We start from the raw sequence: 21,065 nt of genomic DNA on the forward strand, positions 1-21,065 counted from the left end.
AAACAAAAAGCCCGGGACTGTGAATTCAGGACCGGGCTTTTTTATTCGAAATCAATCAAGAAATCATCTTTGTTTATTCAGTAGCTTCAAACGCAAAGCATTCAACTTAATGAAACCTTCTGCATCTCGCTGATCATAAACGCTGTCTTCTTCGAAGGTCACATGCTCAAGGCTATAAAGTGACTTTGCAGATTCACGCCCGGTCACGATTGCATTGCCTTTGTAGAGAGACAGACGCACAGTACCTTCCACATGCTCTTGAGACTTGTCGATCATAGCCTGCAGCATTTCACGTTCTGGGCTAAACCAGAAACCATTATAGATAAGCTCGGCATATTTTGGCATTAACTCATCTTTCAGATGCATCGCACCCCGGTCCAGCGTAATGGATTCGATCGCTCGGTGTGCAGCCAAAAGGATTGTGCCCCCTGGCGTTTCGTAGATACCACGAGATTTCATCCCAACAAAACGTCCTTCGACAAGATCAAGACGTCCGATGCCGTTTGCACCACCCAGTTCATTCAACTTGGTAAGGATTTCGGCAGGGGACATTTTCTGACCATTGATTCCAACCGCGTCACCCTTTTTGAATTCAATGGTGATCTCAGTGGATTCGTCAGGTGCCGCCATCGGCGAAACAATACGCTGATAAACATGCTCGCCCGGTGCAACCCACGGATCTTCCATCTCCTTACCTTCAGAAGAAGTATGCAGAAGATTGGCATCAACAGAAAACGGTGCTTCGCCTCGCTTGTCTTTGGCGATTGGAATTTGGTGCTTCTCGGCAAAATCAATCAGCTTTGTACGAGATGTCAGATCCCATTCACGCCAAGGGGCGATAACCTTGATATCCGGGTTCAACGCGTAACAGCTCAGCTCAAAACGAACCTGATCGTTTCCTTTACCCGTTGCACCATGAGCAACAGCGTCTGCACCTGTTTCTTCGGCTATCTCAATCAAACGCTTGGAAATTAGTGGACGCGCGATTGAAGTTCCGAGAAGATAAACGCCTTCGTAAACAGCGTTGGCACGAAACATCGGGAAGACAAAATCACTGACAAACTCTTCGCGGACATCTTCGATATAAATATCTTTCACACCACAAGCCGAAGCTTTTTTGCGTGCTGGTTCCAGTTCTTCGCCCTGACCAAGATCTGCTGTGAAAGTCACAACTTCGCAATTGTAAGTTTCCTGAAGCCATTTCAGGATTACCGAAGTATCAAGTCCGCCTGAATAGGCAAGTACGACTTTTTTGATATCGCCCATAAAAGTTCACGCCTCTGCAAATAGTGGCCATGCCGCAAGAAGGCATAAGTGCCGTTTGTTGGTAAATCTGCCGGGAGTATAGGTAAATCCTGATCCAGAGCAAGTATTGTCCGCAGGAATTACAGTGAAAAATACAATTATTTTACCTAATCAAATTAGTCTATTTACCTAGAGATCCAACACAACCTGACTTTTGTCACAAACCAGCTATTTCGGTACACCTTGAATGTTTTAAAATGTCAGACCAAGTAGGACACTAATCAGAAAAAGCCCCGGATTGACTATAGTTGTTCCAGGCAAACCAATAGGAAATATGCCCCGGCAAACGTTTCAGTTTATGACCATCGCCAGAAACCAGCGCATCCTCTGTAATCTTCCAACTGCCACTATTGCTTTCAAGATAATCTGCTGCTTCAGACAGAGAAAAAACTTCGTCATTCCCAGCGTAGGCCCGAACCGTTCTGGTCTTCTCATTCCCGATCAGAATAATTTTTTGCCCCGCGACTTTATCCTGAATAACTTGACCATCACGAAATTCAGAAAGAGGCCAAGCCTGCTCTTTGTCCTGTATGCGCAATACAAAAACATAGGATTTTGCCGCATTTTCACTTTGGTCCACCAAAGCCGGAAACATAAGCTCCGGTGAGGCAAAGTACTCTCTGTAAGCAACACCGGATCCATAGTCTCTTCGATAGCCCGTATTAATATCCAGAACTGTTGTTTTTGGATGATGAGCCTTCCATTGTTTCCAGCTTGTAATGGTCACAGGTCTGGTTTTAAGCTCCAGATCTGTTCCCGTTAAAGCCCCCACGACAGGGCGTCCCGTAAACTGGTTCCACAACGAATGTGTTCGTCTGTCAAACATAAGCTTGTTTGAACGATAGAGAAAACCTGACGATCCAAAAATCATCGGCTCTTTTCCATCCCCCAAATCAGTTTCATACAGAATACCCGACCCGCAAAGTGTACAGTACGCCAAGGCAACGGGAACTCCGCCAATGACATCATTGAACATTTCATGCCAATTCATAATGCGTAGCGGATAAGCTCTGGTATCACCATTAATGGAAACACCAAACACCAGATCATCATCGCGCATATAATCGGCTTTTCCAGCGGGAATCATTTCCGGATTATCCAATGAGGGAATACCGTCCTTATGAACGCCACCCCATGCTATTTCCTCTAAACGGATAGAATGACGCACGTCCGGATAAAGAAAATCAACAAAGTTCGGATCAATTAACTGCGTCACCCGAGCTTTGAATACATCAAAACCATCAAAGGGCTTAATCTCGGGATGTTCTTCTTGCCAAAGCATCCAATCTCCCCAACTCTGATCCGGCTGTCCCGTCAAGGAAACCAGTGTAGATCTAAGTTGAGTGCTATTGGGTTGAAAACGAAGCGCTTGTATTAAAGCAGGAACGACATCTGTCTTTCCTCGTTGTTCGAAAATCGCAAGGTTTTTATCCCGGTCTTCACGACTACCCACCAAAATCTGCAAGCTCTGTTCAACAAGAAGAGGGGGATGTTGAACACTTTGAGCCTGAAGGTGTAGTGGTAACACACAGAGGAACATAGACAACAGTAGGGCAAAAGCCCTTCGTGTAGAAATAAAGACCATAATATCCTCGCGACCTTCGAACACTCTCAAGGTACGCAGAGATCATTACGGGGTAAAAACACAGCGCGTCACACTTCTGTGACGTCAACTTGAGCGAATAATTAATTTCTATTTGGCCAGAGTTCATGATGACTATCAATCACAAAGGCATGTTTATGTATCTGTTTGGGATGATAATGAGGATGACGATGTGGTTCCGGCCCTTCCCACCCTTCATGTTCGTGCTGGTGATGCTCATCATGTGTATGCAGATGTAGATGGGACACTTCGGGATGCTCGTGTGTTAACACAGCACTATCTTTTGCTGGCCACAAGACCGTAGCAACAATCAATCCGCCAAGCACACCAGCAGCACTGACAAGAAATGTTTCTGATAGTCCAAGATACAGTCCTAACCAACCAGCCGCAGGATAGGCTATAAGCCAACAGGCATGAGATAAGGCAAAATGACTGGCAAATAATGCAGGAAGATCTTGTTTATGTGCCGAACGCTTTAAGAGCAAACCACCCGGAGTTTGAATCAAAGAAGTTCCAGCCCCAATCAGGAACCAGATAATCAAAGCAAGACTATAGGTCAGTTCTAATGATCCACCGATAAGGGTGATTAGCAAGACCACCGCCCCCAAAAGCATTATGGATCTGGGCTCGAACTCATCAAGTATTTTCCGCAAGCTTAAAGCCACACACATTGATCCTAAACCGGCAGCACCAAGAAAAACGGCAACGTCACTCTCCCTCCCGCCAAGGAATTCACGGACGTAAACGATGGTATTTACAATCACCATGACACCAGCCGCAGAAACAGCGAAGCTCAGGGCAAGCAAACCTCGTAATCGAGGTGTTGCAAGATAAATTCTTGTTCCCCGAGATACTTTTCTGAAGGAATTTTTTTCTTCTTCCGTTGGCTCAACGTTTGGCAAAATCACCGAAACCACAAGTAAAGCAGAGGCCAGAAAGCCAATGATCGTTCCCAAAAACAGCCAATGAAAGCTCATGACCGATAGCAACAATCCAGCAAAAAGTGGACTTAATAAAGCTTCAAGATCATAAGCCAGACGGGAAAGAGAAAGGGCTTTTGTAAAATCGCTCTCTTTCGGCAAAACATCCGGTATCGTTGCCTGAAAGGTCGGGGTAAAAGCCGCAGAAAATGACTGAAATAAAAACACCAATAGATAGATTTGCCAGACTTCCGTCACAAATGGCAGGAATAAAACCATCCCTGCGCGGCATAAATCCAGCGTAACCAAAAAACTTTTGCGCGGAATCCTATCGGCAAATGCCCCAACAACAGGGGCAATCCCGACATAGGCAACCATTTTAAGCGCCAAAGCAGTTCCCAAAACAGCACCAGCATTTGCCCCCGCAAGATCATAGGCCAGAAGGCCGAGCGCCACTGTCGTCAACCCGCTACCCATTAACGACAAAATCTGAGCCGTAAACAAATTTCGATATATCTTGTTTTGTAGAACGCTGAGCATCGCGAAAGTCTTATTAATAAGAAGGTTGTTCTTTTCCAAGATTATCCCCCTAGGGGGGATTTATCAAGTATTGTCCATTCAGTGAATCATGCCCAAAACAGATTCTGATTACTGTGTTGAGTTATTTTTCATTTAATAAAATATTGTTTTTTATAAGTTTATTTTACCATTAGACAGCAAGAACAAAAATTTTAACCATCATGACAAATTATTTACCTTTTGCCCTTTAAGCTTCTGGCCAGAATTCAACAAATATGATGATTGTGCGGTAAGGAGTTACAGGTATGGACGCCCCTAGTTTAAAAAATTCCCATGAAGAGGAAACCAGAGAAACTGAGGAAAGCAACGTACCTGAAACGGATGCTGTCGCAAGTTCCGATGAAGATATCTCAGCAAGTACTGCAGATGTAGATGACTCTCTTCCAGAGAATACAGGACCAGTGCAAACCTTAGAAGAAGCCCCCGAGATAAAGTTCGGTATTGGTAAACGCCTGATCCTCTCTTTTGGTGTCGTTGCCATCATGACTGTATTGGTCAGCTTCATAAGTTGGTATAACCTCACCAGGCTTACGGAAACACAGGAAGCTCTTACAGAAGAAACCGTCCCCGCGATTACTTCTGCTTTGAAACTGTCTGAAGAAATATCCAGACTGGCTGCCACGGCTCCCTTGCTGGAATCCGCAGCTGACACTGCCCAAAGAGATCAACGGTTTCTGGAACTCCAAAGCTCTATTTTATCCGCACAAGGCCACCTTTCTAATTTGGGAGAGCTGAATGTCAGTCAGGAGACCGTCAATAACATCCAAACGAGTCTGGGCGATATCGGACCGAAAATTGACGAACTTCGCGAACTCGGTAATGAAAAGCAAACCTATGCCCTGAGAAGAGTTGAACTCGGTAAAGAACTTTCATCTTACAGAGAGCTGGTCGCCAAAGAAATATCACCTCATCTTATCAAGGTACGACTAGGTGTTATCGACGGCGAAGGTGAGCCACTCCAACTCTTTCAATTACAACAGGGTCTTCTGGATTTCAAAGGATCAACGAACCTTCTAATTGGCCTTCTGGCAGAAGGTGGGCAAACAAATACACTGGAAGATATTACGCAAATCGAGCAACTTTTCCTGACATCTTTGGGATCAATGGCAACCCCCCTTTCAAAACTGGCCCAAACCCAGAAGGTAGATAAACTGTCAGAGCTGTTTCAAAGCCTGCTAACCCTCGGTAGTAAAGGGGATCTCCAGAACAATATTTTCTCTCTTCGCAAAGCTGAACTAACAGCGCAAAACAAAAGCAATGCGATTATGGAAGAAACCAGAACAATCGCAGAAAATTTATCTGGTCAAATCAGTGAGCTGGTTACGAATACCGAAGCAGGCATCGCCGCTACCGCGCAAGAAAACAAAGCATCATCTGAACAGACTGAAATAATTATGGTTATCATTGCAGCCGCCTCATTAATTGTCTCGATCTTGATCGGATGGCTTTATGTCGTCCGCTCCCTGCTCAGTCGCCTTATGGGGCTTGTTCATTCTATGGAAGAAATTGCCAACGGCGACCTTACAACCCGCATCATGCGCAATGGCAATGACGAAATCAGTAAAATGGGATTTGCCTTGGCCCAATTACGGAATGTCTCGCGAGAAGCAGAAGCTTTAAAAGCGGAACAGGAACTCAATGAAGCACGTCTGGAAGAAGAAAAACGTCTGAACGCAGAAAGTATGGCAAATGATTTTGATGCTTCTGTCGGCTCCTCTATCGGTATTCTCTCTAGCAACGTCACTGTTATGCGTGATCAGGCCAAAGAAATGCAAAACCTTGCTGCCGGATCTCAAAGAGAAGCTCAGGAGATCAGCGGTGCCAGTGAAGCCATGTCCAATGACATCTCCACAGTTGCGGCAGCGACAGAAGAACTTTCGGCTTCTATTTCAGAAATTTCTAATCTTGTCAGTAAATCAACAGATTGTTCAAACAATGCAGTTGAACGCGCTGCCACAATGAACGGTAATATTTCCCGCCTCAATGAAGGTTCACAGGAAATCGAAAATGTCATCAGCATGATCAGCGGCATTGCCGAGCAAACCAATCTTCTTGCCCTGAACGCAACCATCGAAGCGGCTCGTGCCGGCGAAGCTGGTAAGGGGTTTGCTGTGGTCGCTGCCGAGGTTAAAAACCTCTCAAACCAGACAACATCTGCCACCGAAGATATTCGTTCACTGATAGGTAACATTCAAAATGAAATCAGCAGTGCTGTTGATGCTGCGGAACAGATCGATAATGTTATCAAGGAAATCAATGATATTGCAGGCGGAATCTCTACAGCAGTTGAAGAGCAAGGCGGTGCAACACGAGAAATCAGTCAGACAGTCAATCAGTCAGCAAACAACTGTTCTGTTATTGCTGAGCGCGTGCAAGAGGTTTCAACAGCGTTGAATCAAACTAATCAATCTATGGGACAGGTCATAGATGGTGTCCAGAAAATCGATGAAGAAAGCTCATTGTTAACTGAAAATGTGGATCAATTCCTCAATTCGGTACGCGGGCAATAGCTTCGAAGCGTTTAAAATCCCCCAAGCAGAAAATACTTGGGGGATTTTTTGCATTTAAGACAGAGCCTGCACAATCAATGACAAAGATATTGTCCACATAACAACACCAATAAAACTATCAAGAATGCGCCAAGCTACTGGTCGCTTAAACAACGGGGCCAACCATTGCGCCCCCAAACTCAGCGAAAAAAACCAAAAAAACGAAGAAACGACAGCACCTAAACCAAACCATATTCTGGTCTCCGCAGGATATTGACCGCCAATAGATCCAAGCAAGATCACAGTGTCCAGATAAATATGTGGGTTAAGTAAACTAACAGCCAGAGTAGTTAATACCGCTTTAATAAGCGTATCAGGCCCCCGGTCCTGTTCAGCGGTTAGAACATCAGGGTTTAAAGCTGATCTGAACGCTTTCAATCCATATACAAAAAGAAAAAGGGCTCCGCCCCAAACAGCAAAATCAAGTAGCAATGGGTTTGAAGTAATCAATACCCCCATACCAGCGACACCAATGGTTATTAGTAATGCATCAATAAAACTGCAGAGAAATGCAATAAGATATTGATTATTACGACGAAGTCCCTGGGTAAGAACAAAGGCATTCTGCGCCCCAATGGCGATAATCAATCCAGCACCAATGCCCATTCCTTTTAAAAAGGGTGCAGCAATCCCAAACATTAACTCATTCCTGTTAAATCAATTGAAGCCACTGAGTTCTGATCTCAGTAGCTTCAATTTAAACAATCACAGAAAACAAGTAACCCTAATAATATTCATGATACATAAGTATATCTAATTATGCTTCATCTTCCTCCACAATCCAGGGTTCTGCCTTTCCCGCTTCTTCCCATTCCAGCCAGGCAGGGAGCGCTGTCATTGCAGAGGAATATTGTTGGACAACGGAATCATCACTTAACTGATACTTGGTAATACGGTTTACAACCGGGGCAAACATTGCATCGGCAATACAAAATTCCCCAAACAGGAAAGGACCGCCGGACTTTGCTAGACAATCGCGCCAAATCTCAATAATCCGCCGCACATCTTTATGTACGCTATCTGAAACATTAATGGCCTCTTCTTTACGGCGCATGTTCATCGGGCACTCTGCTCTTAAAGACATAAACCCACCGTGCATCTCATTCGAAATAGACCGGGCTATGGCTCGATCAGACTGTTCAACAGGCCACAAGTCGGCATCAGGGAACTTATCTGCTAGATATTCGAGTATCGCCAGAGATTCCCAAACTGTCAGTTCACCATCCTTTAAAACAGGCACTTTCTTGGTCGGTGAGAACTCTGCAAAATGCTTGTGCCCTGTCGCTTCGTCAAATTGAGAAAAAACCTCTTCAAACTCAATTCCCTTCACTTTCAGAGCGATCCAAGGACGCAAGGACCAGGACGAATAGTTTTTATTGGCAATGATCAGCTGTAATTCTGACATACGACTTCTCCAGACGAACCTTAAAGGAAGAAAATAAAATGATTCAGCACACTATGATCAACTAATATCTTTCTCGCCACCCACAACACAGCGATTGGCAAGACTTGCCCGGATTTTGTCATTTTTGAACAGATCTTTTCAGAGAACAATGAAAGCGCTTATACTAAATCTTATGAAATAAAATAAATATTAGCAGTGCTTATTCATGTTTGATTACAGACAGCTTGCCACCCTCAACGCCATTCTAGAAGAAGGCAGTTTTGAAAAGGCAGCCCAGAAGCTCTTTATTACCCAGTCTGCAGTCTCACAGAGATTGCGACAACTCGAAGACAGTCTTGGGCAAACACTTGTTGTTCGTGGCACACTGTTAACCGCAACAACATCCGGCCAACGCCTGATAAAACACTACAAACAGGTAAGCCTGTTAGAGAATGAGTTGGATGAAGATTTAAAGAATCAGAATAACGAAGGTTTTACCAATCTCACCATCGGCCTGAACGCAGATTCCATTGGCACCTGGTTTTTTGGGGCAATTAAAAAGTTTGCAGAAACGAATAAAATACTGCTGGAACTCAAAGTTGATGATCAGGAACAAACCCACCACCTTTTACGAACCGGAGAAGTTCTTGGGTGTATCAGCGACAGTCCGCGTGCCGTTCAGGGCTGTCGATGTATCCCCTTGGGGCAGATGATTTATCAGCCTTTGGCCTCACCTGACTTTGTAAAGAAATACGCACCAACAGGCCTGACAAAAGACAATGCCGCAAGCATTCCCGTTGCCGTCTTTAATCGCAAAGACCCACTCCAACATCGTTATCTGGAACAAAAGTTCGGCATCACAGACTTCCCGCACCACCTTATTCCAGCCTGTGATGGCTTTGTTGATGCGCTGCTCAAAGGCTTGGCCTATGGCCTTATCCCCAACCAGCAGGGGCAACCCTATATAGATAGCGGAGATTTGGTTTCTATAGATCCTGATTACAAAATCCCTGTGCCTCTTTACTGGCATATCTGGAATCTACATACCGACATGATGAAGGGATTGACAAAAGCATTGGTTTCAGAAGCAAAGCGTGTACTTATACCTCTTCCTGATTGTTAATCTCTTTAAATCAGTAACCAGTCTTTGTGTGATAGCCCTATCAGAGAAAAACTTAAAATGACGTCCAAAGAACAAAACAAACAAGTAATGTTAAGTCGAAAGTTTTATACCGAAGCAAACCGTATTTCCTGGAACGAAGCCGCACCACGGCACGAAGAGAGAAATCAACAAACGCTATTACAAGACGTCATGCATAGCGATTTCAACGCCTTGGAGCCTGAACTTAGAGAAACATTAAATCGCCTCGATCTTCAGGGGAAACGTGTTGCCCAGGTTTGTTGCAACAACGCAAAAGACTTGCTGTCAGTTATTAAAATGGGGGCCAGCTACGGCCTGGGTGTTGATGCCGCTTCAGCCTTTATCGATCAAGGCAATGAATTGATCAAAGCCACGCACTATCAAGACAGAATGGAATTACTTGTCAGTGATGTCTATGACATTCCAGATCAGTTCAAAGAACAGTTTGATGTTGTTCTGACCACCGTTGGCGTCATGAGCTGGATGCCTGATCTCTCTGCATTTTTTAAAGTCATTCATAGCTTGATCAAACCCGGTGGATACTACGTTGCCGAAGAAATGCATCCCGTATTGCTTATGTACGAAACAGATGGGAAAGGCGTTTCAAGACCACTCTATTCCTATTTCAAGCAGGACCCCTGGAAAGATACCGACGGGCTGGATTATTTTGGACACGTCGAATACGAATCAAGTCCAAGCTACAGCTTTCAACACAAGATGGATGATATTCTCATGGCCGGGATCAATCTGGATATGGACTTGAAATATATTCGGGAAATTGATCGGGATATTTCCAATTTTTGCATGGATCTGGAGCATCAGGAAGCAAAACCACCCTTGGGCTTCAATATGATCATGCAAAAACAGAAATAATCTTTGTTTTAACGCCTCGCCAAGAAAAGGTCCGCATCTGAAAAAACCCGGACCTACGGGCCTTTTCTTTGTTCAATTACTCTTCTTTATTCAATTACTCTGCCGCGCAGGGCTTTTTTGTCTTGCGCTTACGCTCAGATTCAGACTTTAGCTGACCACAAGCCGCAAGAATATCCTCACCCCTTGTCGTGCGGATCGGGGCCGACACACCCTTTTCAAAAAGATAATTCGAAAAACGACGGATCTGATTATTCGAAGAGCATTCAAAGAATGATCCCGGCCATGGGTTGAAAGGAATCAAATTAATCTTGGCCGGAATACCCTTGAGAATCTGAAGCAGTTTCTTTGCATCTTCCATAGAATCATTCACATCCTTGAGCATGACATACTCAAAAGTAATACGACGGGAATTGCTGACCCCCGGATATTCACGGCAAGCATCCAGCAAGTCTTTCAGTGGATACTTATTGTTAATTGGCATGATTTTGCTTCTGGTTTCATCGTCAACCGCATGAAGTGAAATCGCAAGGTTCACGCCAAGATCAACACCACAACGACGGATCTCGGGCACAACACCCGATGTCGAAAGCGTAATACGTCGTCTGGAAATGGTCAGGCCTTCCCCATCCATGACAATATTCAAAGCCGCTTTCACATTCTCATAGTTATAAAGTGGTTCCCCCATTCCCATCATGACAATGTTTGTCACTCGACGCCCAGGTGCAGAGCTTGGCCACTCTGCCATGGCGTCTCTGGCATGAATAATCTGGGAAACAATTTCATTAGGGGACAAATTACGAACAAGCGGCTGCGTCCCTGTATGACAGAATTTGCAGGTCAGAGTGCACCCAACCTGTGAGGATACACAGAGCGTTCCACGATCATCTTCAGGAATAAAAACAGTCTCAACTTCATTTCCATCGGGAAAACGAAGGAGCCACTTGCGCGTCCCATCAACCGAGATCAGGTCTTCAACAATCTCTGGTCGCCCGACGACATATCCGGCTTCCAGCTTTTCTCGAAAGGGTTTGCCCAAAGACGTCATTTCTTCAAAGGACGCAGCCCCGCGATTATAAATCCACTGCCACAGCTGTTTAGCACGAAACTTCGCTTCACCAAGACCAAGTACCTCTGCTTCCAGCTCTTCACGGGACAACCCAACCAGAATTTTCCGGCCATCAACTGAATGCGACGCAGGTGGTGCAAAAGCTTTCGCATGCCCTCGAGAGCCAGCATTACTGCCCTGCACATTCTTATCTTGCGCTTGGGCAGTACTTTCTGCCGTGGTTTCTGTGATTTTCGGTGCTGTGGTCATAGCTCATCAATCCTTATGGCAGATATTTTATCTGCAATTGAGGCTTAAATAAAGCGAGTCACTTCCGGGTTCAAGCGGATTCGCTTTGCAGTAACCGCATAACAGCCGCTTGCATTAGTTTAACGAAACCCAAAAGTCCTGATGACTATGAAGATATCAGATAACTTTATCAGCTATAAGTGACTGCTTTATCTCGATTAAACCAGCCACACAAAAAGTATCCCCAAGATTAAAATATTAAAGATACTATTTTTTACCGCACGCCTGATTAATAGCACGATAAGCTGCTGAAAAACCACTTAAAGAATAGGTGTCTTTGGTTTTTGTACCACGGCCAGAAACACCGCGAACAATAAGCTTCGATCCTTTGATCATCGCTTTGATAACCTTCTGGTCATCTTCCTGGTTATAGGCCCAGGCACTGTCACCAGCAGTGAAGAATTTATAGCTGCTTTTACCAACGCTAAGGGTTGCCTCAGAATCCGGACGATAGCTGTAGCCAGTCTGGATAGAAATTTCATCCCAGCGTTTTTCGCCAACCCTGTGGGATACAACCAGATAGATATCGCCACGCTTTTTGTACTTACCTTCAGCCTTCTTGGGAACCGAGTTCATAAAACACACTTTATGACCATTTTCGGTATAGCTGTAAGAAGTCCAATCCTTGTGTTGCCCGATAGCTTTAATTCCTTGAGCGGAACTTGTCTTCGCGGTTAACGCGGATAAACCAAAGGAAACAGATACCATAAGAGCCATAGGAATGGCGGATTTCATCGACAATAGCTTGCTCATTATCTTCCCAGTTATACTAATACTCTGCGCGGTAACTTTCTTATTTCTCACCACTAGACCATAAAATAGGTAATTCTAAGGCAGGTCTTTTAATTTCGTCCAGACGCTTAATCTTTTTTTGTTCGAATGATCTGAACACCTTGAATATGCTTGGGCAAGGGAACCGCCTCGGCCCGCGGATTTACGGGGCGTCCCGGAAATCTACCCATAGAAATCAATCTATCATAAAGCACAATTGCACCCGCAACACCAACATTCACACAGAACTTCATTGGAATCTTCACAATAAAGTCACAGCGTTCCTGCATTTCCGGTGACAAAGAACCCTTTTCAGGCCCCAATACATATGCCGCCTGCATGGGGTGACGGAAACTTGGAAGTTCAATTGATTCATCTGTAAGTTCAACCCCAACCAGCTGGACACCTTTTGGCAGTACCATTTCTTCTACACTGTCAAAGTTATAAAGCGGTAATGTCTTTGCCGCATCTGATGTATCTGATTGTTTGACCTGTTTTGCATCGTAATGTGGCGCAACAGTAAAAAAGAAACTTGCCCCAAAGCTATGTGCCGAACGAAGCAGATTCCCCAGGTTCATGGGTTTGCTGCCGCCCTCGACCCCCATGCCAAAAAATCCTCTCATGGTTCTCTCTGCCATAGTCTTAATTCAGGTCCTTCTTAAGCCTGTTAATTTTCATTACTTTGCGCCTATAATGCCAGCACAAAAATCAGTGGGTATTTGAGCCCCGCGTTTCAGAGCACTTCTGAATTGAGCCTCATGTTCTTAACATTAAGAGTTTTCTAGTGTCGGATTTAACAAAAAACAACAACTCATCTTCAAATGAGAGTCAAAATAACCCGATTATGGTCGAAGTGACCCGGGGGGATATGGTCGAAAGCATTCATCGCGCGTCCTATGCGGTTGTCGATACAGATGGAAAGGTTGTTTTATCTGGTGGTAATTATGAAAAAGTAACCTATGGACGTTCGGCTATTAAATGTATGCAGGCTTTACCTCTTGTTGAAAGCGGTGCTGCAGATGCTTTTAATCTGACTGACGCTGAGATATCCATTGCTTGTGCCAGTCACGACGGGCAACCTGAACACGTTGCGACCGTCAAGAAGTGGTTGGATAAAATTGGCTGTACAGAAGAAGATCTGGAATGCGGATCTCACCTTCCGTATCACGTTCCTTCAATGGTTGAGCTGTTAAAAAGTGGAGGTTCTGAATCACCTCTGCACAATAACTGTTCCGGTAAACACACTGGCTTTCTGACAGTCTGTAAGCAGCTTGGATATAATCTCAAAGGCTATGTGAAATATGAGCACCCGCTGCAACAAAATATCCTTGGCGCAATGGAAACCATGTGTGGCATGGATCTTGGCGATGCACCACGCGGTGTAGATGGTTGTGGCATACCCGTTATTGGTGCCCCTCTTGCGAACATTGCTCTGGCGATGGCACGTTTTGCAGATCCTTCGGATCAACCAGAAGCTCGTCAGGAAGCTTGCCGGCGTATTAACAAAGCAATCACGGCAGAACCTTTTATGATTGCCGGATCAGATCGCTTCTGCACAAAAATTGTCGAAGCTACCAAAGGACGTGCCTTGATCAAAACCGGGGCCGAAGGTGTTTACACAGGCATCATTCCGGAACTTGGTTTAGGCATAGCGCTAAAAGCTGATGACGGAGTTACCCGCTCGGCTGAAACTGTAGTCGGCATGATTTTAAAACACCTGAAGATCATAAACGATGCCACAGCACAGGCGATGAAAGACGTACTGGAACCTCCTTTGTTTAACCGTGCAGGCATACAGGTTGGTCAGGTTCGTGCGGCCCGAAACGTTCGCTTCTAAAAAGCCTCCTCTCAAGTTATTTTCTATTAGAAAGGTTTTTTTAGGCCCATCACTACAAACACGACTATTTATAAATCTGACACACACACTAACCTTCCAAAGGAATCGGTTTAACCACGATGACCGTTCAGCCAGAAGTACAAGATCAATACGAAGCCTATCCTTATCCGTCCAGAAATCCTACGGATGAACATAAACGCTTGATCACAGGTTCGCCGAGTAATCTCGCAGAACTCAACCACTACCTTTTTGCTGGCAAAAGAGATTTTTCCAAGTCCTTTCGTGCTTTGGTTGCGGGAGGTGGTACAGGTGATGCAACGATCATGCTGGCACAGCAGCTTGCCAATGCATCAAAGGATGGTAAAGGCCAAGCGGGGCAAGTTACCTACCTTGATCTTTCGTCAGCATCACGAGCGATTGTCGAAGCCAGAGCAAAAGCACGCGATCTAAATAACATCACTTTCCTGAGTGGATCATTACTCGATTTACCAAGCCTTGGTTTGGAGCCTTTTGACTACATAGACTGCTGCGGCGTGCTGCATCACCTCACCTCTCCTGAACAAGGGTTAGAAGCTCTGGCTTCTGTTCTTAAGGAAGACGGCGGTATGGGGATAATGGTTTATGGGCAATACGGGCGTGAAGGCGTCTACCCAATGCAGGATCTTCTTCGAAGTCTGGGAAAAGAGTGTTCGAGTCTCGCAGAAAAGGTAAAACTGGCCCGTCGCCTTTTGGAGAAACTCCCCCCAACCAACAGCTTTAACCGCAACCCCTTTGTCATTGATCACAAAGCGAGTGATGCAGAGCTTGTCGACCTGCTTTTGCATAGCTGTGACAGAGCCTACACTGTTCCACAGGTTGCCGATCTTGTCGCGTCATCAGGGTTAGAGCTTACGGCTTTTGTTGAACCAATTCGCTACAAAATAGATACTTATGTAAAAGACGCCAAACTTCTTCAGCATGGACATGCATTAAACTCGATAGAACAAGCCGCTGTCGCCGAAAAACTTGCCAGTAACATGAAGCTTCATGTGTTCTATCTGTCTCGCAAAAAAAATACCATTGCTGATTTATCACAAGCCGAAAAGGCAATCCCGGTCTTTCGCGAAATGCAGCCCGATGTCATTGCAGAAAGCCTGAAAAAAGTATCGACTCTTAAAAGCAACCTAGACGGCATTCCACTCAATCTTCCTTTACCACGTCTTTCTGCTGCAATTGCCAAAAGATGTAATGGCCGCAATAACCTGTCAGAGATTTTTGCAGAACTAAAAGAGCTGGATGCACGATTGGAATGGGATAAGTTCCTGCAACAGTTCAAGGAATTTTATATTGTGTTTAATGATCTGAACCATCTGCTACTCAGGTACGAAGACAATTAAAGTTATTTACTTAAAACATGACAAGCTCTTTCGGGTGCAGTAGGCTTTAACTCCCCTCCAGCCGCTAAGGCATCTGAATTTATGTCCCGTTTCAAAAACATACCGGCTCCTCTGCAAGGAGCTCTTTTAGTCATCCTTGCAACTTTCGGCTTCTCGGTTATGAACCTGCTCGTCCGCATTGCTGCAGAAGAATTGCCTCTGTTCGAAGTTACTTTTTTTCGCAACTTCTTTGCCTTTATTTTTATGCTTCCTTGGATGCATAAAATTGGCTTTAAAGAACTCAAAACCACGCGCCTTAAATTACACTTTTCACGCTCTGTTGTGGGTATTTTAGCAATGTTTGCCTGGTTTGCCTCTGTAAGCTGGCTTCCTATGGCGCAAGCTGTAGCTTTGAATTTTACCGTCCCCCTTTTCGCAACAATTGGTGCAGCCCTTATCCTTAAAGAAGATGTGAAACTTCGTCGTTGGGGCGCAACAATTATGGGTTTTATTGGTGTACTTGTCATTGTGCGGCCCGGCTTTGGCGACTTCAGCCTCTTATTATTTTTACCGGTTTTAGCTGCATTATTAATGGCTGGCTCTGTTATGCTTGTAAAAACCCTGACCAAAACAGAATCTTCCAGTGTCACCGTTTTTTACACAACCGTTTTTATGACCTTGCTGTCACTCGTGCCTGCAGTTTTTGTCTGGGAATGGCCAAGTGCCAATATCTGGTATGCCGTTATTGGCTTGGGCGTCCTCGGTGCGCTAAGCAACCTGCTTATTACCAAGGCGCTTTCCATCGCCGATGCATCAGCGGTTATGCCCTTTGACTATGCCCGCCTGCCCTTTATGGCTCTTATGGCTTTTCTGGCCTTTGGTGAAATTCCGGATATCTGGACCTGGGTCGGGGGCGGTATTATCGCAACCTCGGCGATTTATATCGCACAGAGAGAAGCAAGTATTCGTAAAAAGGCCGAGGCACAGCTTTCAAGTCGCAATACCGCCAAACCCGCAAGCAACGCACCACAGGGGATATTGTAGGAAAAGATAAAAACTCGATAATCAGTTTAATTTTCTTACCGTCTCGTCTGTTGAATTTGTTCCAAAGCATTTTGCCATTTTTGAATGGTTTCTTGAGATGTTTTCTTTGAAAAAGCAAGATACATATCATAATTACCAATAAAAGCGACTCTACTGAATTTATCTACCAAAATACCTTCTTTTTCTGCCGCGTAAGATATGAATTCTTCAGATGTTTCTAATAAATCGTACCTGTCTTTCAATAGCAAATATAACGATTGTTTGACATTTGTAATGGCATCCAGATTTTGAAATTTCAAGTTCTTTAAAAACTCTTCACCAGCGCCATCCTGTTGAACCCCTATACCCGCAACTTTTCTTGCTATATCGAGTCTTTCAGCGTTATTTCCCCGATATAGATCCCTTTTGCCTGCCAAAGCAAAAAGGCTGACACGAACACTAAAAAGAGGTCCGACCCAATGAAATGATTTTTCTCTTCCAGATGTCCGTACTATAGAAAAAATAGCGGCCCCAGGTATTTCTTTTGCATATTTATAGGCGCGTGACCACGGTAGTACTTTTATTGATGGCTTCTCACCAATTTTCTGGGACAACTGCTCAATAACATCAAAACCGATACCTTTGAGCTCTCCATTTTCCATATAATTATATGGTGGGAAATCTTCGGTATAAAGTTCAACAGCCCATGCATTTACATTCGAAAGATGGAAAAAAAATATACAGAAAAATAATTTTTTAAGCATGATCTATTTCCGATGAGATTTCTCATTAACAGAAACATACTACAACAAATACCATAAAAATTAACCATATAGTTTCTTATAGCATGGAATTTTATCAATTAATCTGTATGTCTTCAGTAGATTGTATCTTCCGCATTCTACTCAGTGCTTCTCGCCATTTCTGCACAGTCTCAATTGGTGTGCTTTTGGAAAAAGCCAGATACATCTCATAATTACCAATAAAAGCAGCTTCACTCACTGTCTCTTCAGAAACACCATCTTCCTTGGCCATATAGGCCATAAAAACATCAGATGTTTCCAACAAATCATACCGCCCCTTTAGTAACAGGAACAACGATTTATTGATGTTCACTATCTTGTTCAAATTCTGGAATCTCAGGGTTGTCAATAATTCTTCGCCAGCACCACCCAGTTGAACAGCAATATCACCAACTTTGCGCGCCTGCTCCAGATTTTCTTCATTTGTACCCTGATAAAGATGTTTGTTTTCCTTGGCTGCATAGAGGCCTACACGCACCGTATAGAGTGGTCCGACCCACTGAAAAACATCTTCTCTCTTTGGCGTTCTGACGATTGAAAAAATGCCGACATCCGGCATTTCCTGCGCATATTTATAAGCTCTGGCCCAAGGAAGAACGGTTATCTTGGGCTCTTCACCGACTTCTCGCGCCAATTCTCTGACAATCTTTGGTCCGATCCCTTTTAATTCATTATTTTCCAGATAATTATACGGGGGAAAGTCTTCCGTATAAAGTTCTGTCGCACTCACGTTTCCAATAGCAAGAAAGGGAAAGAACCAACATAATAAAAGCCTTTTAATCACACCTTTTTCCCCTAGTATTCTCAGTTTGTAATACTATTGTATGCTAAAAGGATTAGAAAACACCTAAGATTACACAAAAAAATAACGTAAAATTATCACACGGAAGACCTTAATCATTCGCATCAAGCCAAACTTGCGCTTTTTCTATATGTTCTTCGGTTATATGTTTTTTCACTGCATTTATTGCGGCGATAAGAACCGAGATATCATCTGCAAAGCCAAAAGCGATGATAAAATCCGGGACTAAGTCGACAGGCACGACAAAATAAGCCAAAGCCGCCATCAAAATTGCCTTAACCTTTAACGGAGTCTTACGATCAGTCGCGCAAAAATACGCAGCCATAAGCCTTTCTGAGAAAGTGATTTTTAAAGCAACTTTTTTTAACTTCCTCAAAAACCCTTTTTTAACAATCTTCTCATCCGCGGCTAGCAGAGTTGGTTCAGAGTTTTCCGGGTTCGGTTTGCGAAGTTGAATAAATCTCATGTTCCAAAGATGAGAGAGCAAAGAGCCAATTACAAGCCCTTGTAACCTCCATCGAATATTTAAACTTTAGAAGCAAAAAGGTTCATTTTCCTGGCAAGCTCCGCATCCAGAACGGACAGCCCGTCGCAATCATGCGTGGTCAGAACAATATCCACCTTGTTATAGACATTGAACCATTCCGGGTGATGTCCCATCTTTTCAGCGACCAGAGCAACGCGGTTCATAAATCCCCAAGCCTGGTTAAAGGTTTTAAAGGTAAAAACCTTGCGAATAGCATCCCGATCACTTTCCAGAGTCCATCCTTCCAGCTCTGGAAGAAGGTCCGCACGCTCATTATCAGACAGCTTTGTAGGAATTTTACGTCCCGACATAATGAATATCCTGCTTTACTGAAATTTGTTCTTTTTTTAACAATAGCATAGAATGAATTTATAGATGAACGGTGATTGTGCAAAAAGGATCTTGGTTTTTCCCATGATCCACAGACAAGACTTTAAGATTGACAGCGTCTTTGAATCTATGCCTATTGCCGTCCTCGGTTAACTGGATAGAGAAAATGGGCCAGCTTCATAATATAGAACGTTTTACGACTCCCCCAGAGATCAGTGATATAGAATCTCTGGCGCGTGAAGCCTATGCGCATATGCCTGATGAACTCAGAGATGTCGCCAGTCAACTAAAGATAAAAGTTCAGGACTTCCCATCAGAATACATGATGGAAGCAATGGATTGCGAAACTCCTTTCGAGATTTTAGGTCTCTATCAAGGTGTTGATCGCCGATCCATGACACAGCAAAGCCGAGAACTGAACGAAGAAAAAGATACTGTTTTTCTCTTCCGTCGTCCTATACTTGATTTTTGGTGTGAGAACGGCGAAGACCTTAGCCAAGTTGTCCGCCATGTCCTGATCCATGAAATCGGACACTATTTTGGTATGTCAGAAGACGACATGGACAAAATGGAAAGCAGAACGGTAAGCCTTTCTTAAAAAAACCCCTTCACCAACAGAAATTTTCAAAGAAGTTCCAGTACGCGATTGCGAAGCACAGGCAAGACATCATCCTCAAACCAGGGATTTTTCTTCAACCACATCGCTGAACGCCAACTCGGATGCGGCGTTACAAAGTAATCTGGTTGATATCCTCCCCAAGCTTTAACTGTCTCTGTCAGCGTTTTTTTCTTGTTCTTGCCTAAATAATATTTTTGCGCGTATTGCCCCACCAACAGAGTCACCTTCAAGTTTGGCAATACACCGAGTAATTTATCATGCCACAAAGGGGCACATTCCTGGCGTGGAGGTGCATCGCCACCTTTATCAAGCCTTCCCGGATAACAAAATCCCATTGGCATAATCGCAATTTTTTCTGGGTTATAGAACACGTCTTTCCCTATCCCCATCCACTCTCGCAACCGATCACCAGAGGGATCATTCCAGGGAATGCCGGTTTCATGCACTTTTGTTCCTGGTGCCTGCCCAATAATAAGAATTCTAGCATTTGGAGAAATTTGAACGACAGGTCGAGGCCCCAAAGGAAGGTGCTTGTCGCAATGCCGACACTCCTGCACTTCTGTTAACAAGCTTTCCAAGCCATCATTCATCAAAGTTGTCTCTTAAATCATAGAAGGACTTCCAACATGCGTTTATTATGCACAAAAGGAAGACAACAGCTATCAACTCAGTGTGATTTATTGTGTGTCATTATTTCGTTATACAAATAAAGCAACTTTGAAATCAGTTTTCGCCGTACACATAGGCCCCCATCAAAAAATCAACAGAAGTACCATCCGTTGCGAGAGGAACCACAACAGACTGAAAATTTACATGAGGTCGTCCCACGGCTGCCATAGAACGATCAACCTCACACAGAGGTTTTCGGCTCGCAATGATAAACCGGAATGCTTCCATATCCGCCACAACAACGCCTTGTTTTTCTAAATCACTCAAAAGTTCTCCCTTAACCGGAACAGTCAAAATTTCCCGAACTTCCTGCCCGCAAATTCGAATTTTGAAATCTTTTCCCCCATCCAAAACCTCAAATAGCATGACTTTATTCAACAATGCCCTGAGATCAACAGGGTCTATATCGTCTTTACTGGGTAGTTTTGCTGAAACATTTACTCCCCTCCTTTTATCTTCCCAATATTGCAGAAAGATCCTAAGAGGAGGCTTTAGCTTGCTGATATCAGCAGATACACGATGCAAAGGCGGAGATACCAACTCTTCCAATACCTTTTTTAGTCGGGCCAAATTTATCCCGATTATGTTGATTTGGAGCAAGACAGCTTTGAGAACCAAAACT

The 21,065-nt window shown here is 44.1% G+C and carries 21 protein-coding genes; 7 read left to right on the forward strand and 14 right to left on the reverse strand.

Annotation, left to right across the window (positions count from 1 at the left end):
* Window positions 1–63 precede the first annotated feature (63 nt).
* From D9A03_RS15240 to D9A03_RS15250, 3 genes are all read right to left on the reverse strand, one after another.
* On the reverse strand, window positions 64–1,266 hold the full coding sequence (locus D9A03_RS15240) for an argininosuccinate synthase (RefSeq protein WP_120498084.1): 1,203 nt from the start codon (window positions 1,264–1,266) through the stop codon (window positions 64–66).
* Window positions 1,267–1,522: 256 nt separating this feature from the next.
* Window positions 1,523–2,890, reverse strand: a complete 1,368-nt coding sequence (locus tag D9A03_RS15245; RefSeq protein WP_120498541.1) for a DUF3179 domain-containing protein — start codon at window positions 2,888–2,890, stop codon at window positions 1,523–1,525.
* 101 nt (window positions 2,891–2,991) lie between these two features.
* Entirely contained in the window at window positions 2,992–4,368 is a 1,377-nt protein-coding gene (locus D9A03_RS15250; RefSeq protein WP_120498542.1) for an MFS transporter, read from the reverse strand.
* 284 nt (window positions 4,369–4,652) lie between these two features.
* On the opposite strand from D9A03_RS15250, the gene D9A03_RS15255 reads away from it, so the two are divergent.
* On the forward strand, window positions 4,653–6,917 hold the full coding sequence (locus tag D9A03_RS15255; RefSeq protein ID WP_120498085.1) for a methyl-accepting chemotaxis protein: 2,265 nt from the start codon (window positions 4,653–4,655) through the stop codon (window positions 6,915–6,917).
* Between the two features lie 54 nt (window positions 6,918–6,971).
* Here D9A03_RS15255 and D9A03_RS15260 read toward each other — a convergent pair whose 3' ends face one another.
* Both D9A03_RS15260 and D9A03_RS15265 read right to left on the reverse strand, forming a co-directional pair.
* Window positions 6,972–7,595, reverse strand: a complete 624-nt coding sequence (locus tag D9A03_RS15260) for a LysE/ArgO family amino acid transporter (RefSeq protein ID WP_120498086.1) — start codon at window positions 7,593–7,595, stop codon at window positions 6,972–6,974.
* A gap of 118 nt (window positions 7,596–7,713) precedes the next feature.
* A complete protein-coding gene (locus D9A03_RS15265) occupies window positions 7,714–8,361 on the reverse strand; it encodes a glutathione S-transferase family protein (protein WP_120498087.1) in 648 nt (215 codons plus the stop codon).
* A gap of 205 nt (window positions 8,362–8,566) precedes the next feature.
* On the opposite strand from D9A03_RS15265, the gene D9A03_RS15270 reads away from it, so the two are divergent.
* Entirely contained in the window at window positions 8,567–9,463 is an 897-nt protein-coding gene (locus D9A03_RS15270; protein WP_120498088.1) for a LysR family transcriptional regulator ArgP, read from the forward strand.
* Window positions 9,464–9,520: 57 nt separating this feature from the next.
* Complete coding sequence (locus tag D9A03_RS15275; RefSeq protein WP_120498089.1) at window positions 9,521–10,354, forward strand: bifunctional 2-polyprenyl-6-hydroxyphenol methylase/3-demethylubiquinol 3-O-methyltransferase UbiG; 834 nt, start codon at window positions 9,521–9,523, stop codon at window positions 10,352–10,354.
* A 94-nt stretch (window positions 10,355–10,448) separates the two neighbouring features.
* Here D9A03_RS15275 and rlmN read toward each other — a convergent pair whose 3' ends face one another.
* From rlmN to D9A03_RS15290, 3 genes are all read right to left on the reverse strand, one after another.
* Entirely contained in the window at window positions 10,449–11,669 is a 1,221-nt protein-coding gene (gene rlmN, locus D9A03_RS15280; protein ID WP_120498090.1) for a 23S rRNA (adenine(2503)-C(2))-methyltransferase RlmN, read from the reverse strand.
* A gap of 246 nt (window positions 11,670–11,915) precedes the next feature.
* On the reverse strand, window positions 11,916–12,461 hold the full coding sequence (locus tag D9A03_RS15285) for an invasion associated locus B family protein (RefSeq protein ID WP_162938185.1): 546 nt from the start codon (window positions 12,459–12,461) through the stop codon (window positions 11,916–11,918).
* A gap of 107 nt (window positions 12,462–12,568) precedes the next feature.
* Window positions 12,569–13,102, reverse strand: coding sequence for an RNA methyltransferase (locus D9A03_RS15290; RefSeq protein WP_120498092.1), 534 nt, complete (start codon window positions 13,100–13,102; stop codon window positions 12,569–12,571).
* Between the two features lie 161 nt (window positions 13,103–13,263).
* Between D9A03_RS15290 and D9A03_RS15295 the strand changes: the two genes are divergently transcribed.
* From D9A03_RS15295 to D9A03_RS15305, 3 genes are all read left to right on the forward strand, one after another.
* A complete protein-coding gene (locus tag D9A03_RS15295; protein ID WP_254055064.1) occupies window positions 13,264–14,316 on the forward strand; it encodes an asparaginase in 1,053 nt (350 codons plus the stop codon).
* Between the two features lie 119 nt (window positions 14,317–14,435).
* Window positions 14,436–15,692, forward strand: a complete 1,257-nt coding sequence (locus tag D9A03_RS15300; RefSeq protein ID WP_120498093.1) for a bifunctional 2-polyprenyl-6-hydroxyphenol methylase/3-demethylubiquinol 3-O-methyltransferase UbiG — start codon at window positions 14,436–14,438, stop codon at window positions 15,690–15,692.
* A gap of 81 nt (window positions 15,693–15,773) precedes the next feature.
* Window positions 15,774–16,715, forward strand: a complete 942-nt coding sequence (locus D9A03_RS15305) for a DMT family transporter (RefSeq protein WP_120498094.1) — start codon at window positions 15,774–15,776, stop codon at window positions 16,713–16,715.
* Window positions 16,716–16,750: 35 nt separating this feature from the next.
* On the opposite strand, the gene D9A03_RS15310 is transcribed toward D9A03_RS15305, so the two are convergent.
* The 4 genes from D9A03_RS15310 to D9A03_RS15325 form a co-directional block, all read right to left on the reverse strand.
* A complete protein-coding gene (locus D9A03_RS15310) occupies window positions 16,751–17,458 on the reverse strand; it encodes an ABC transporter substrate-binding protein (RefSeq protein WP_120498095.1) in 708 nt (235 codons plus the stop codon).
* Window positions 17,459–17,552: 94 nt separating this feature from the next.
* Window positions 17,553–18,281, reverse strand: a complete 729-nt coding sequence (locus D9A03_RS15315; RefSeq protein WP_254055065.1) for an ABC transporter substrate-binding protein — start codon at window positions 18,279–18,281, stop codon at window positions 17,553–17,555.
* A 109-nt stretch (window positions 18,282–18,390) separates the two neighbouring features.
* Complete coding sequence (locus tag D9A03_RS15320; protein ID WP_120498097.1) at window positions 18,391–18,765, reverse strand: YkvA family protein; 375 nt, start codon at window positions 18,763–18,765, stop codon at window positions 18,391–18,393.
* Window positions 18,766–18,824: 59 nt separating this feature from the next.
* Complete coding sequence (locus D9A03_RS15325) at window positions 18,825–19,136, reverse strand: 4a-hydroxytetrahydrobiopterin dehydratase (RefSeq protein WP_120498098.1); 312 nt, start codon at window positions 19,134–19,136, stop codon at window positions 18,825–18,827.
* Between the two features lie 185 nt (window positions 19,137–19,321).
* Between D9A03_RS15325 and D9A03_RS15330 the strand changes: the two genes are divergently transcribed.
* Window positions 19,322–19,753: a metallopeptidase family protein gene (locus D9A03_RS15330; protein WP_120498099.1), complete on the forward strand. Its 432-nt coding sequence runs from the start codon at window positions 19,322–19,324 to the stop codon at window positions 19,751–19,753.
* A gap of 26 nt (window positions 19,754–19,779) precedes the next feature.
* Here D9A03_RS15330 and D9A03_RS15335 read toward each other — a convergent pair whose 3' ends face one another.
* Window positions 19,780–20,364: a uracil-DNA glycosylase family protein gene (locus tag D9A03_RS15335; RefSeq protein WP_120498100.1), complete on the reverse strand. Its 585-nt coding sequence runs from the start codon at window positions 20,362–20,364 to the stop codon at window positions 19,780–19,782.
* 133 nt (window positions 20,365–20,497) lie between these two features.
* Complete coding sequence (locus D9A03_RS15340) at window positions 20,498–21,013, reverse strand: PAS domain-containing protein (RefSeq protein ID WP_162938186.1); 516 nt, start codon at window positions 21,011–21,013, stop codon at window positions 20,498–20,500.
* Between the last annotated feature and the right edge of the window lie 52 nt (window positions 21,014–21,065).

The sequence above is a fragment of the Kiloniella sp. EL199 genome, assembly GCF_900313065.1.
Classification (GTDB): Bacteria; Pseudomonadota; Alphaproteobacteria; order Kiloniellales; family Kiloniellaceae; genus Kiloniella.

What these genes read in the sequence shown, in the direction of transcription:
- D9A03_RS15240 (WP_120498084.1), bottom strand. Translation starts at nt 1,266, where the DNA reads ATGGGCGATATCAAAAAAGTCGTACTTGCCTATTCAGGCGGACTTGAT.
- D9A03_RS15245 (WP_120498541.1), bottom strand. Translation starts at nt 2,890, where the DNA reads ATGGTCTTTATTTCTACACGAAGGGCTTTTGCCCTACTGTTGTCTATG.
- D9A03_RS15250 (WP_120498542.1), bottom strand. Translation starts at nt 4,368, where the DNA reads ATGCTCAGCGTTCTACAAAACAAGATATATCGAAATTTGTTTACGGCT.
- D9A03_RS15255 (WP_120498085.1), top strand. Translation starts at nt 4,653, where the DNA reads ATGGACGCCCCTAGTTTAAAAAATTCCCATGAAGAGGAAACCAGAGAA.
- D9A03_RS15260 (WP_120498086.1), bottom strand. Translation starts at nt 7,595, where the DNA reads ATGTTTGGGATTGCTGCACCCTTTTTAAAAGGAATGGGCATTGGTGCT.
- D9A03_RS15265 (WP_120498087.1), bottom strand. Translation starts at nt 8,361, where the DNA reads ATGTCAGAATTACAGCTGATCATTGCCAATAAAAACTATTCGTCCTGG.
- D9A03_RS15270 (WP_120498088.1), top strand. Translation starts at nt 8,567, where the DNA reads ATGTTTGATTACAGACAGCTTGCCACCCTCAACGCCATTCTAGAAGAA.
- D9A03_RS15275 (WP_120498089.1), top strand. Translation starts at nt 9,521, where the DNA reads ATGACGTCCAAAGAACAAAACAAACAAGTAATGTTAAGTCGAAAGTTT.
- rlmN (WP_120498090.1), bottom strand. Translation starts at nt 11,669, where the DNA reads ATGACCACAGCACCGAAAATCACAGAAACCACGGCAGAAAGTACTGCC.
- D9A03_RS15285 (WP_162938185.1), bottom strand. Translation starts at nt 12,461, where the DNA reads ATGAGCAAGCTATTGTCGATGAAATCCGCCATTCCTATGGCTCTTATG.
- D9A03_RS15290 (WP_120498092.1), bottom strand. Translation starts at nt 13,102, where the DNA reads ATGAGAGGATTTTTTGGCATGGGGGTCGAGGGCGGCAGCAAACCCATG.
- D9A03_RS15300 (WP_120498093.1), top strand. Translation starts at nt 14,436, where the DNA reads ATGACCGTTCAGCCAGAAGTACAAGATCAATACGAAGCCTATCCTTAT.
- D9A03_RS15305 (WP_120498094.1), top strand. Translation starts at nt 15,774, where the DNA reads ATGTCCCGTTTCAAAAACATACCGGCTCCTCTGCAAGGAGCTCTTTTA.
- D9A03_RS15310 (WP_120498095.1), bottom strand. Translation starts at nt 17,458, where the DNA reads ATGCTTAAAAAATTATTTTTCTGTATATTTTTTTTCCATCTTTCGAAT.
- D9A03_RS15320 (WP_120498097.1), bottom strand. Translation starts at nt 18,765, where the DNA reads ATGAGATTTATTCAACTTCGCAAACCGAACCCGGAAAACTCTGAACCA.
- D9A03_RS15325 (WP_120498098.1), bottom strand. Translation starts at nt 19,136, where the DNA reads ATGTCGGGACGTAAAATTCCTACAAAGCTGTCTGATAATGAGCGTGCG.
- D9A03_RS15330 (WP_120498099.1), top strand. Translation starts at nt 19,322, where the DNA reads ATGGGCCAGCTTCATAATATAGAACGTTTTACGACTCCCCCAGAGATC.
- D9A03_RS15335 (WP_120498100.1), bottom strand. Translation starts at nt 20,364, where the DNA reads ATGAATGATGGCTTGGAAAGCTTGTTAACAGAAGTGCAGGAGTGTCGG.